The sequence below is a fragment of the Micromonospora sp. NBRC 110009 genome (assembly GCF_030518795.1).
In the GTDB taxonomy this organism is placed as follows: domain Bacteria; phylum Actinomycetota; class Actinomycetes; order Mycobacteriales; family Micromonosporaceae; genus Micromonospora.
In genome coordinates this window covers 3611819-3623868 of sequence record NZ_CP130427.1, presented here as the reverse complement: position 1 = coordinate 3623868, position 12050 = coordinate 3611819, and the positions used below count along the sequence as shown (strand labels likewise).

Sequence of the window (12050 nt, the reverse complement as noted above, 5' to 3'; positions counted from 1 at the left end):
GCCCGGCCGACACACGGCAAACTCCGACATCGGCGGCGAAGTTACGGCTGGCGGTCAACCCAGGGTCGCGCCCGCCTCGGCGACCTTGGCCAGCAGCAGCGCCTCGGCCAGGCAGACCCGGGCGAACTCCCCCAGGTGCAGGCTCTCGTTCGGCCCGTGCGCCCGGGATTCCGGGTCCTCGACGCCGGTCACCAGGATCGCCGCGGCCGGGAACATCTCCTGGAAGGTCGCGATGAACGGGATCGAACCGCCGACGCCGATGTCGACCGGGTCGATGCCGTCCCAGGCGCCCCGGAAGGCCGCCCGCGCCGCGTCGAACATCGGGCCGGTGGCGTCGATGACGCAGGGGGCGCCGTCGTGCTCGAAGGTCACCGTCACCTGCGCGCCCCACGGCGCGTGCTTCTCCAGGTGCGCGATCAACGCCGCGTATGCCTGCTTCGGGTCGTCGCCCGGCGCCAGCCGGACGCTCAGCTTGGCCTTGGCGGCCGGGACCAGCGCGTTCGGCGCCTCCCCGGTGGCCGGGGCGTCGACGCCGAGCACCGCGATGGCCGGCTTGGTCCAGAGCCGGTCGGTGATCCGGCCGGTGCCGAAGAGTTCGGCCCCGTAGACCAGCCCGGCCTCGACGCGGAACCGGTCCTCGGGGTAGTCAACGCTGGCTCCCTCGCGGCCCACCAGGCCCTCGACGGCCACGTCACCGACGGCATCGTGCAGCGTGGCGAGCAGCTTGGCCAGCGTGGTGAGCGCGTCCGGCACGGCGCCGCCGAACATGCCGCTGTGCACGGCGTGGTCGAGGGTGCGTACCTCCACGAAGCAGTTGACGATGCCGCGCAGCGAGGTGGTCAGCGCGGGCACGCCGACGTCCCAGTTGGTGGAGTCGGCGATGACGATGACGTCCGAGGCGAGCTCGTCGCGGTGCGCGGCGAGCAGCTGCTCCAGCGAGTCCGAGCCGTACTCCTCCTCGCCCTCGATGAACAGGACCACGCCGACCGGGAGCCGGTCGCCGAAGGCGCGCAGCGCGGCGATGTGCGCCATGATGCCGGCCTTGTCGTCGGCGGCGCCCCGGCCGTAGAGGCGGCCGTCCCGCTCCACCGGCTCGAACGGGTCGGACTCCCACAGCGACAGGTCGCCCACGGGCTGCACGTCGTGGTGGGCGTACAGCAGCACGGTGGGCGCGCCGGGCGGGGCGGGCTTCCGCCCGATCACCGCCGGCTGGCCGCCGGAACGCACGATCTTGGTGTCGAGGCCGCAGCCGCGCAGCAGCTCCGCCACCGCCTCGGCGGAGCGCTCCAGGTGCGAGTGGTCGAAGCCCTCGAAGGCGATGCCCGGGATGCGGACGAGGCGTTCGAGGTCGGCACGGACTCCGGGCAGTTCCCGCTCGACGGCGGCCCGCACCTCGGACTCGGACATGATCGGTGTGGTCATGACCGGCATCGTATGCCCGGCCTTACCGCCGGCACCGTCCGAGCCCGTCCCCTGGTCAGGGGCGGCGGACGTAGTAACGGGCGGGGTCGTACGGGAGGCCCGGGGCGCCGTCGACCACGAGGTCCGCCGCCGCCTCGGTGCCGTCGGCGGCGAAGTGCGCGCGCTCCCCCGCGTGCCAGCGGCGCAGCTCGGGCAAAATCTGCGCGCCGTCCCGGGCCAGCGCGCGGGACAGCCGCAGCTCGGCGGGCGCGGTGACGAACACCGACAGGGTCAGCTCGGGCCGGATCCGGGCCCGCGCCGCGCTCACCCCCTCGACGATGAGCACCGGTCCGGCCGACACCGGCACCGGCGGGCCCAGGAAGCACCCCCGCGCCCAGCTGTACCGGCGGTACGCCCCCGGCCGGCCCGAGCGCAGCGGCGCGAGCACCCACTCCTCCAGCCGGGACCAGAAGGTAAGCTGATCGTCCCAGCCGTCGAGCAGGTCGTCGGTGCGGACCACCGGCGGCCGGTCGCCGGCCAGCGCGGCGAGCGCGTCCGCCAGGCGCGCCGCGAGGACGGTCTTGCCCGCGCCGCTCGGCCCGTCGACCGCCACCAGCCGGGTAGGCCCCAACCGCGCCGGTCCGGCGAGCACCCGCCGGGCCAGTCCGGCGTACGCCTCGACCACCGCCACCGTCACCCGACCGACGCTAGCGCCGCGCCCGGCGGCCGCCGCGAGCACCGTCCCCCGTCCGCTGGATCCTGCCGCCCAGCAGGCCGTTCGTCGGGCGGACGGGTCCCGCCACCCGGCATCATCGGGTGGTGCTCCATGACGTGATGTGTCCGGGCGTCGACGCCCTGTTGGAACAGGCCCGGGCCGGGCTGCGCCGGCTCACGCCGCACCAGACCGTCGAGGCGGTCCGCAACGGCGCGCTGCTGGTCGACACGCGTACCGAGGTGCAGCGGCGGGAGCAGGGCGAGTTGCCGGGGGCGATCGTCATCGACCGGACCGTGCTGGAGTGGCGGCTGGACCCGGCGTGCGCCTGGCGGATCCGCGAGGCGACCGGGTACGACCGGCAGATCGTGGTGGTGTGCCGCGAGGGCTACAGCTCCGGCCTGGCCGCCGCCAGCCTGCAGACGCTCGGGTTGCGCCGGGCGACGGACATGATCGGCGGCGTGCAGGGGTGGCGGGAGGCCGGCCTGCCGATGTCCGATCGCCCGGCCGACGTGCGCTACTGAGGAGCGCCGGGCGGGATGAACGGCAGGCCCGCCGGCGGGCCGGACTCGACCAGCCGCCACAGGGCTTCGGTGTCCAGGTGCTCCTCGACCAGGTCGCCGAGGAGGTCCAGGGTGCGCTCGCGGGCGGCGGCGAACGCGGTGTCCGGGGCGACCTTGAAGCCGGTCCGCCCGGCCAGCCGGGCCACCTCGGTGAGGAACCGGCGGCGGAAGCCGTCGGACTCGAAGGCGCCGTGCCAGTGGGTGCCGTGCACCGCGCCGAGCCGGGCTCCCTCCCCGGTGCCGTCGGCGTAGCGCAGCAGCGGCGGCAGGGCGGGGTCGGCGGCGGAGACGACGCCGTGGTGGATCTCGTAGCCGTGGACCGGGACGTCCCCGGCGGCGATGCCGGTGGCCCGGCGGACGGTCTTGCGCGGGTCGAAGGTGATCTCGATGGGCAGCAGCCCGAGCCCGGGGACGCTGCCCTGCCGGCTCTCCACCGGGTCGTGGATCGCCCGGGCCAGCATCTGGAACCCGCCGCAGATGCCGAGCAGGGGCCGCCCGGCGGCGGTGTGCGCCGACACGGCGTCGGCCAGGCCGGTCTCCCGCAGCCAGGCCAAATCGGCCACGGTGGACTTGGAGCCGGGGAGCACCACCAGGTCGGCGGCGGCCAGCTCGGCCGGCTCGACGGTCAGCCGCACCCGGACGCCCGGCTCGGTGGCGAGCGCCTCGACGTCGGTGGCGTTGCTGATCCGGGGCAGCCGGACCACCGCCACGTCGAGCCAGTCGGTGCCGCGGGGCGCGGCCGGCCGGCCGAGCACCCGCCCGTAGGCGAGCGAGTCCTCGGCGTCCAGCCAGAGGTCCAGCGCCCAGGGCAGCACCCCGTACGTCGGGCGGCCGGTGACCCGGTGCAGCATGTCCAGCCCCGGCTGGAGCAGCCCGCGGTCGCCCCGGAACTTGTTGATCACGAAGCCGGCGACGAGCGCCTGGTCGGCCGGGTCGAGCAGGGCGACCGTGCCGAACATCGAGGCGAACACGCCGCCCCGGTCGATGTCACCGACCACGATCGCGGGCAGCCCGGCGTGCCGGGCCAGCCCCATGTTCACGTAGTCGCCGGCCCGCAGGTTGATCTCGGCCGGGCTGCCGGCCCCCTCGCAGATCACCACGTCGTACGCGGCCCGCAGCTCGGCGAGCGCCGCGTAGGCGGTGCCGGCCAGCCGGGGACGCAGCTCGCGGAAGTTGCCCGCGGTCACCGTGTCGACGGCCTCGCCGAGCAGCACCACCTGGCTGGCGTGGTCGCTGCCCGGCTTGAGCAGCACCGGGTTGAAGCGCAGGTCCGGGTCGACGCCGCAGGCGGCGGCCTGCATGGCCTGGGCCCGGCCGAGCTCGCCGCCGCGCCCGTCCGGGCCGACCACCACCGCCGAGTTGTTGGACATGTTCTGCGCCTTGAACGGCGCGACGCGCACGCCCCGGCGGCGCAGCCACCGGCAGATGCCCGCGGTGAGCACGCTCTTGCCGGCGTCGGAGGTGGTCCCGGCGACCAGCAGCCCGCCGCTCATCGCCCGCTCCCCGGGGACAGCCGACGCCGGGCCGGGCCGCGCAACACGGACCGGCCGACCGCGGCGACCAGGCGGCCGAGGGTCACCGGGTAGGCGGCGGCGAGGCCGAGCGCGGCCAGGCCGACCGCGCCGGAGATCCGGGCGGCCCGCTTCAGGTGCCGGGCCTCGGGCCGGGGCCCGTCCCCGAGGAACGGCCGGGTCTCGGCGCGACCGAAGTAGACGTTGCGCCCGCCCAGCCGCACGCCGAGCGCGCCGGCCATCGCGGCCTCGCACTGGCCGGCGTTGGGGCTGGGGTGGTCGTTGCGGTCCCGCCGCCAGACCCGCAGGGCGGCCCGACGATCCCCGTGCGCGGCCGGCGCGACCGCGATGGTGAGCAGCCCGGTCAGCCGGGCCGGGGCCAGGTTGAGCAGATCGTCCAGGCGGGCCGCCGGGGTGCCGAAGCGGGCGTGGCGGGGTGAGCGGTGCCCGACCATGGCGTCGAGCGTGTTCGCCGCGCGGTAGCCGAGCAGGCCGGGCAGCCCGGCGACCGCACCCCAGAACAGCGGCGCGACCACCGCGTCAGAGGTGTTCTCGGCGACCGACTCGACGGTCGCCCGGGCCAGCTCGGGCTCGTCCAGGCTGGACGGGTCGCGGCCACACAGGTGGTTGAGCCGGCCACGGGCGGCCGCCAGGTCACCACGCTGCAACGCCCGGGCCATCGCCCTCGACTCGTGGCGCAGGGTGCGGCCGCCCAGCACGGTCCAGGTGCCGGCGGCCACCAGCGCCGCGCGGGCCAGCGGCCGACGCCGGGTGGCGAGGGTGCCGGCGACGCCGAGCAGCACCGGGGCGCCGACGGCGAGCGCGGCGAACGCCGCCCCGGCGGTGCGGTCGGGCCGGTAGAGGCGCTGTTCCAGCGCGCCGGCGGCCCGGCCGAACCCGGCCACCGGATGCCACCGACGGGGATCGCCGAGCAGCGAGTCCAGGGCGTAGCCCGCCACCAGTCCCGCCGCATTCGCCATGGCGGTCGCCTGCCGCACCCGTCACCACCTCCGGCCGGCCAGCCTAGCCGTACGGCGGGGTGGCCACGTCGGGCTCGTCGCCACCCCGCTCCCCCGTTGCCCGAGCCGGTGGCTCAGGCGGGCACCGGTGTACGCCGTCCGCCCCGCCGGCCCCGGCCGGTCGGGGTGACGCCCTCGACGTCGCCGGCCGGCGCGCCGCTCGGGTCACCGGGCTCGGCGGCCGGCTCGTCGTCGCCCGTCCCGTCGCCCTCCTCCTCGTCGTCGTCGGCGGACAGGTCGTCGAACGGGTCGGCCGCCGCGTCGAAGCCACCCGACGGCGGGCCGTCGAGGTCGTCGGGGAGCCCGGGCCCACCGTGCGGGGCAGCCAACTCCAGCGCGTCGAACTCGTCGTCGAACGGCCGCTCGTCGAGCGAGGTCGGCGCCGCCGCGACCGGCACCGCCTCGGTCGCCTCGCCGTGCACCCGCCGTTCCGCCTCGGCGTCCTCGACGGCGCTGGTCGCCATGCTCGGGCGGTTGCGCAGGAAGCGGCCCCGGCCGCGGGACAGGTCGTGCCCGACCGCGACCGCCTCCAGCTCGTAGAGGGTGCGGTGGTTGCCCGCGTCGTCGGTCCAGTCGCGGGTGTAGAGGCGGCCGGCGACGACCACCGGGTCGCCGACCATCACCGAGGCGGCCACCCCCTCGGCCAGCTTCCGCCAGCAGTTCACCCGCACCCGGAGGCTGTTGCCGTCAACCCAGCGGCCGGAGTCCCGGTCCAGCCGGCGGGCGGTGGAGGCGACCTTGAAGTTGGCCACCAGGGTGTTGCTCTGCGTGGTACGGCGCCACTCGGGCGCGGTCAGCACATTGCCGACGATGGTGACGTACGTATCGAACATCGCCCCTCCCAGGGAGACTCGGTTTGTCGGGCCGAGCCTCGACCGGCGGCGCCCCGACCACCAGCGGCCCCGCCCGGGCTGTGGACGACGGGCCGGCCTGATGCTCCTGTAATGCAAGCCGGGCTGGTCAGAGCTCTGCGAGGGCTGTGGATGACGGGGGCCGGATCCGCAGGGATTCCAAGATCAGCGGGTAGACCTGACGCGCGATGTACCGCTTCAGACATCGGGAGATGTCTCTGTTGCTCAGTCCTTGCTCGCGTCGGCGCTCGACGTAGGTCAGCGTCTCGGGATGGCAGCGCATCCGGTTGACCGCGACGATGTAGAGCGCCCTGTTGGCCATCCTGTCCCCGCCTCGGTTGAGGCGGTGCCGGTCGGTGCGACCGGAACTGGCTGGGATGGGTGAGACCCCGCAGAGTGCGGCGAACGCCCGTTCGTCGCGGATCCGCTCCGGGTTGTCGCCGGCGGTGATGAGCAGCTGCGCGGCGACTTCGGGGCCGATTCCGGGCAACTCCAGCAGCTGCGGGGCGGCCTGCTTGAGCAGGACCTGCAGGTCGACGTCGGCGGCCCGGATCTCGCGGTCCAGGTCGATGACGCGACGCGCCAGCCGACGGATCGCGGTCTTGGTCGCCGCGATCGGGTCGGCGATGTCCAGGGCTGGCCGCAACGCGGCAGCGGTCATGATCAGTTCCGAGTTGCGCAGGTCCAGGAGTTGGGTGCGCAGCGGTTCCGGGGCGGTGCGGACCATGCCGACCAGGGCGTTGATCGCCGCGGTGCGCGACTTCACCGCTGAGGTGCGGGCCACGCGGATGACCCGGATGGCCTCCACCTGCCCGTCTCGGTTCTTCGGGGTGGTGGTCGCGGTGCCGGCCAGCACCGCCCGGGCGGCGGCCTCGGCGTCGATCGGGTCGGACTTGCCACGCCGGCGGCGCATCTTGCGGTTGGGCCGGTCGACCTCCACGAGATGCACGCCCTGGGCGCGCAGGTAGCGGGCCAGGCCGACGCCGTAGCTGCCAGTGCCCTCGATCCCGACCGACCGTACCGGACCGTGGTCGCTCATCCACGCCAGCAGCGCCCGGTAGCCGGCCACCGTGGTGGGGAACTGGCGATGGCCATGCATCCGGCCGACCTCGTCGATGACCACGGCGGTGTGGGTATCGGCGTGGGTGTCAACGCCGCCGATGACTTCGAACTGGTGATCTGTCATGGTGGGTGGTGCTGTCCTTCCAGGTGACCAACCGGGGCAGCACGCACCGTCGGGCGGACGGACAGCACGGTGATGGGACCTCTTGCACAGGCTCCTGTCAGGTCACACCCGTCCGTTCGGCGCGTGCACCCGGCGCGGCCGACAAATCAGGCGAAGGGCAGCCAAGGCGCCAGGTGGACAAAGAGTCAGACCAGCGCCGGGAGCACGACGATCATGGCCGACCGGGCGGGACGAAGCATCTCACCGTGGACAACAACCTGATCAAGGTCCCGTCTGCTAGGGACCTCGGTCCCTGGGACGCCGACCGGCGGCGCGACACGATCGACAGGTGCCGGCGGTTCCGGACCCGCACCCGCTGGGTATGGAGTTGATCAACCGAGAGAAAGGGCTGCGAGATGATCCTCCGCTCACCCCGTACGACCGATCGCGAGGCCCGGCGATGAGCGCCGTGGCGAACCCCGCGACCGTGGCCGAGTGCCTGCGGGTCGGGGCCGGGTTCTCCCAGGGCGACCGGAACTGGATCGCGGTGCAGTTCGCGACGCTGGACGCCCGGCTCGCGGGGTTCCACGCCGACGCGACCGAGCTGGAGGTGTCGGTCAAGGACCGGGACGCCCGGGGCCAGAAGGTGACCCTGGAATGCTGGGTCGCCGGCCGGCAGAAGATCGTCACCACCTCCGCCGAGGAGGACCTGCACGCCGCGCTGAACGACGTCCGGGACGACCTGCGCCGCCGGCTCAACGACGCCAAGACCCGGCAGGAGCCGCGCCACAACAAGCACCTACGGGAGATCGGCCCGGAGGGCGTCCCCGCGCAGGCCACCGAGCGGGCCGACGCGGAGACCGCCTGAGCCCTCCCCGCCCCCGTCCGCGCCGGTCGGACGGACGGGGGCGGGGCCTACCGCCGGGTAGCGTGGCGGCGTACCGTCGCGGTCGTGGAACCCGACGTGCTGGGACCGCCGTACGAGCGGCAGACGATCGACCTGGGCACCGACGACGAGGGACCGGTCGTCGCGACCCTGGTCCGCCGCCGGGCCGAGCGCCCGACCGGCCGGGCCGTGCTCTACGTGCACGGCTTCGTCGACTACTTCTTCCAGACCCACGTCGCCGACTTCTTCGCCGAGCGCGGTTGGGACTTCTACGCGCTCGACCTGCGCAAGTACGGCCGTAGCCTGCTGCCGCACCAGACCCCGAACTTCTGCCACGACCTGAGCGAGTACTTCCCCGAGCTGGACGCCGCCGCGAAGATCATCCGGGAGGACGAGGGGCACGACACCCTGCTCGCCCTGGGCCACTCCACCGGCGGCCTGATCATCTCGCTCTGGGCGCACGCCCGCCGCGAGGCCGGGCTGGTCGACGGGCTCGTCCTCAACAGCCCCTTCTTCGACATCAACGCCCCCTGGCTGGTCCGTCGACCCCTCGCGGCCGCCGTCTCCCGGCTGGGCCGCCGGGCGCCGCACCGCATCCTCCCGTTCGGGCTCGGCACCGTGTACGGCGAGAGCCTGCATGCCGACCACCGCGGCGAGTGGCGGTACGACCTGGCCTGGAAGCCGCTCGCCGGGTTCCCGGTGCGGGCCGGCTGGATCAACGCGATCCGCGCCGGCCAGCGGCAGCTCCGGGCCGGCCTGGACATCCCGGTGCCGGTGCTGCTCGCCTGCTCCACCCGCAGCTACCGGGGCACCAGGTGGCACGAGTCGGCGACCCTCGCCGACGCGGTGCTGGACGTGGAACACATGGTCCGCTGGGCGCCCCGGCTCGGCCGGCACGTCACCCTGGCCCGCTTCGACGGCGGGCTGCACGACCTGACGCTCTCCGGCCCCGCCGTACGGGAGAAGGTCTTCGCCGAGGTCGGACGGTGGGCGGAGGGCTTCCTCAGGGCCGGCCCGACCGACCCGGCGGCGGACCGCCCGCCGGCGGCGCGGCGGCCGGCCGAGGACCGGGCCGGCGCAGCCACCGAGGGCTGAGCCCGGCCGGTCACCGGTAGCCGGCGGTCGCCGCCGCGAGGGCCGAGCGGATCCGGTCGAACGTCGCAACCGGGTGCCCGCCCGCCTCCCCCGGCAGCACCGCACCCAGGCAGTGCAGCGCCAACTCGCCGTCGGGACCGGCCTCGACCCCGAACACCGGCGCGCCGACGTACCCGGCCGGCAGCTCCGTGTCGACCCGCAGCCCGGCGCCGTCCCGGACGACCCGCTCGATGACCGCTTCGAGGGGCCGCGACCCGTCGTCGCCCACCCCGAGCGCCAGCACGAACGCCGAGCCGGGCGCCGCGCCGACCCGGGCGACCACGTCGGCCCCCGCGGCCACCGCGTCGGTCACCTGCTGGGTACGCCACCGCCAGCCCCGATCCTCGGCATGGCCGTGCAGCCCGCCGGTGGGCATGGCGGCCAGACCGATCTCCGGCAGGTGCAGCCACCGGTCGGCGAAGCCGGGCAGCTCGATCGGCTCCGCCGACGCGTCCGCCGGCTCGGTCACGCTCGGCCGCAGCCCGATCTCCCCGTACGCCGCCCGGGTGGCCGCGTCCGCGGTCAGCAGCCATTCGTGCACCACGTCGCCGTCGTCGGTGGCACCGACCAGCTCGGCGTAGAAGAAGGCGGTGCCGAAGCCGTGGCCGGCCGCGCCGGGCCGGTCGTACCGGCTGACGGGCAGGATGGCCCGCCCGAGCAGCTGGCACAGCTCGTAGACGATCTCGTTCTCGGTTTCCTGGTCGAGCAGCACGACGCCGAGGGTACGGACCTGGCCGGCCGCCGCCGTCCGTGACCCGCGAATCCCGGGTGCCGGTGGCCGGACGCTCATGGCACCCTGATCACGGACGTCGCCGCGACCACCCGTTCCCCCGTCGGGCCCGGGTACGGCGGTACCCTCTTGGCGCGACACCCGTCGCCGCGCGCCCGTAGCTCAGCGGATAGAGCAGGGGACTTCTAATCCCAAGGCCGCAGGTTCGAATCCTGCCGGGCGCACCCACGTCACCGCAGTCCAGCGGCTTCCCGCTCGCGGTCGAGACGATCACCACGGCCCCCGTACAGCCATTCGTACAGCCAAGTCAGCCGAAGAGGTGCTTCGCGGCCTGGTCCACGCCGCGCACCGCAGCTTTCGTCGCCGGATGCGTCACGGCCAGGCCGCCGTCCAGGACAGCTACAACCAGCTCGTCGCCGAGTCGCGCCTGATCCGGCACTTCGAGACGGGGCACGTACCCGGGCTGCTCCAGACCGCCGACCACGCCGGCCGCGTTCTTACTGAGATGGTCGAGCTGCACAACCTCGACATCGCCGGGCTGCGGTCGTACCACCAGTAGATAAGTAGCCGATGAGCGGGAACTCGATCATGCGAGCAGCGAAGCGCTTGCACCTCACGCGGCGTCATGCCACATAGTCGGTGGCGTGGAGGAGCACCTGACCGTGGGGCGTGTGGCGGAGTTGGCCGGCGTCAGCGTCCGCACACTGCATCACTATGACGAGATCGGCCTCCTGGAGCCGTCCACGCGGACCGCGGCTGGGCACCGGGCCTACTCCGCGGGCGATGTGGAGCGACTCCGGGAGGTGCTCGCCTACCGGCGGCTCGGCTTCGGTTTGCGGGAGATCGCGGATCTTGTTGACGATCCGGCCACCGACGCAGTCGCGCACCTGTGCCGGCTGCGCGGCCTGCTGATGGACCAGCGCGACCGCGCTGCTGCCATGGTGACGGCCATAGACAGGGAACTGGAGGCACGAGCAATGGGAATCAGGACGACGCCAGAGGAGCAACTGAAAGTGTTCGGCGCGCAGTTGTACGACGCCATCGGATCCGCTTACCCAGCGACGCGGCGCACCGAGCCACGGATCGCCGCGCGCATCTGGGATGCGCTGGGGGACGCACGAACGGTGCTGAACGTCGGGGCTGGCACCGGCTCCTACGAACCACCCGACCGCGACGTCACGGCGGTGGAACCGTCGGCGGTCATGCGGGCGCAGCGTCCCGTGGGCGCGGCGCCGTGCGTGGCCGCCGCTGCGGAGAGTCTGCCGTTTGAGGACCAGTCCTTTGACGCCGCGATGGCGGTCAGCACCGTCCATCACTGGCCGGACCCGGTCGCCGGGCTGCGTGAGATGCGGCGTGTGGCCCGCCGCGTGGTGGTGTTCACGTACGACGCCGATGACACCGGCTGGCGTCAGCGATTCTGGCTCACCCGCGACTACTTACCGGAGTTCGCAAACCTCCTCGTCGGCTGGCCGTCCCTGGCCGACCTCACCCGCGCGATCGGAGGACGCGCAGAGCCGGTGCTCGTCCCGTGGGACTGCGCTGACGGCTTCTTCGAGGCATACTGGCGCCGGCCTGAGGCGTACCTGGACGAACATGTACGCCGCGCGGTTTCGGTATGGACCAGAGTCGGACCGCAGGCTGAGCAACGGGCAGTCAGCACACTCCGCGAAGACCTTTCCTCAGGCCGGTGGGCCGAGCGCAACCGCGACCTCGTCGCCCTCGACACGGCCGAGCTCGGTCTCCGCCTGCTCGTAGCCTGAACCACCGTGCGCGAGAACGCCGCCAGAAAGCTGACCGCCGGGATCATTAGATACTGCCGCGGCGACGCTTGGCCCCCGTGGCGCGCTCAAGCTGGACGTCCTTACCGCACGGGTCGAGCTTTGACCTGTCGGTCCAGCTCATGGGCAGCCGCGATCAGCGCGCTGAGGTGTCGCAAATCAGCTGGCGGACACGTGTCGCACATCAGTCGGCGGAGGACAGCGGCACGGACCGCGTTGTCTAGTCACACCACATAGTTGACGGATCCGTCCCCGCACATGCACGACACTCGGCCTTGGTCGCTCAGTCGTCGTTGTTGC

Annotated in this window: 11 protein-coding genes, 1 tRNA gene and 1 pseudogene; 6 read left to right on the top strand and 7 right to left on the bottom strand. The window is 73.7% G+C overall.

All coding sequences use genetic code 11. The features are described from left to right. Positions 1-54: 54 nt before the first annotated feature. Together Q2K19_RS17390 and Q2K19_RS17385 are read right to left on the bottom strand one after the other, a co-directional pair. Entirely contained in the window at positions 55-1407 is a 1353-nt protein-coding gene (locus Q2K19_RS17390; protein WP_302772574.1) for a dipeptidase, read from the bottom strand. Next, a pseudogene (locus Q2K19_RS17385) lies at positions 1397-2098 on the bottom strand (uridine kinase family protein); the annotation flags it as partial. The pseudogene Q2K19_RS17385 and the gene Q2K19_RS17390, both read right to left, overlap by 11 nt. Positions 2099-2235: 137 nt before the next feature. Here Q2K19_RS17385 and Q2K19_RS17380 point away from each other — a divergent pair. Beyond that, the gene (locus Q2K19_RS17380) at positions 2236-2637 is read left to right on the top strand and encodes a rhodanese-like domain-containing protein (RefSeq protein WP_302772572.1); all 402 of its coding nucleotides are present in this window, start codon (positions 2236-2238) and stop codon (positions 2635-2637) included. On the opposite strand, the gene Q2K19_RS17375 is transcribed toward Q2K19_RS17380, so the two are convergent. From Q2K19_RS17375 to Q2K19_RS17360, 4 genes are all read right to left on the bottom strand, one after another. Continuing rightward, complete coding sequence (locus tag Q2K19_RS17375; protein WP_302762341.1) at positions 2631-4169, bottom strand: cobyric acid synthase; 1539 nt, start codon at positions 4167-4169, stop codon at positions 2631-2633. The genes Q2K19_RS17380 and Q2K19_RS17375 overlap by 7 nt on opposite strands. Next, positions 4166-5185 carry a cobalamin biosynthesis protein gene (locus Q2K19_RS17370; protein WP_302762340.1) on the bottom strand — a complete coding sequence of 340 codons (1020 nt, stop codon included), beginning with the start codon at positions 5183-5185 and terminating at the stop codon, positions 4166-4168. The genes Q2K19_RS17375 and Q2K19_RS17370 overlap by 4 nt, the downstream gene beginning before the upstream one ends. A 95-nt stretch (positions 5186-5280) precedes the next feature. Continuing rightward, complete coding sequence (gene ssb, locus Q2K19_RS17365; protein WP_302762339.1) at positions 5281-6039, bottom strand: single-stranded DNA-binding protein; 759 nt, start codon at positions 6037-6039, stop codon at positions 5281-5283. 127 nt (positions 6040-6166) lie between these two features. Further along, a complete protein-coding gene (locus Q2K19_RS17360; RefSeq protein ID WP_302762338.1) occupies positions 6167-7243 on the bottom strand; it encodes an IS110 family RNA-guided transposase in 1077 nt (358 codons plus the stop codon). A 439-nt stretch (positions 7244-7682) separates the two neighbouring features. Between Q2K19_RS17360 and Q2K19_RS17355 the strand changes: the two genes are divergently transcribed. Together Q2K19_RS17355 and Q2K19_RS17350 are read left to right on the top strand one after the other, a co-directional pair. Beyond that, positions 7683-8090: an HPF/RaiA family ribosome-associated protein gene (locus Q2K19_RS17355; protein ID WP_302762337.1), complete on the top strand. Its 408-nt coding sequence runs from the start codon at positions 7683-7685 to the stop codon at positions 8088-8090. 84 nt (positions 8091-8174) lie between these two features. Beyond that, complete coding sequence (locus tag Q2K19_RS17350) at positions 8175-9203, top strand: alpha/beta hydrolase (RefSeq protein ID WP_302762336.1); 1029 nt, start codon at positions 8175-8177, stop codon at positions 9201-9203. Positions 9204-9213: 10 nt separating this feature from the next. On the opposite strand, the gene Q2K19_RS17345 is transcribed toward Q2K19_RS17350, so the two are convergent. Beyond that, a complete protein-coding gene (locus Q2K19_RS17345; protein ID WP_302762335.1) occupies positions 9214-9954 on the bottom strand; it encodes a hypothetical protein in 741 nt (246 codons plus the stop codon). A gap of 169 nt (positions 9955-10123) precedes the next feature. Between Q2K19_RS17345 and Q2K19_RS17340 the strand changes: the two genes are divergently transcribed. The 3 genes from Q2K19_RS17340 to Q2K19_RS17330 all read left to right on the top strand — a co-directional run bounded on the left by Q2K19_RS17340 (position 10124) and on the right by Q2K19_RS17330 (position 11732). Beyond that, a tRNA-Arg gene (locus Q2K19_RS17340) sits at positions 10124-10196 on the top strand. Positions 10197-10339: 143 nt separating this feature from the next. After that, positions 10340-10531 carry a hypothetical protein gene (locus tag Q2K19_RS17335; protein WP_302762334.1) on the top strand — a complete coding sequence of 64 codons (192 nt, stop codon included), beginning with the start codon at positions 10340-10342 and terminating at the stop codon, positions 10529-10531. 85 nt (positions 10532-10616) lie between these two features. Further along, entirely contained in the window at positions 10617-11732 is a 1116-nt protein-coding gene (locus tag Q2K19_RS17330; RefSeq protein WP_302762333.1) for a MerR family transcriptional regulator, read from the top strand. Positions 11733-12050 lie beyond the last annotated feature (318 nt).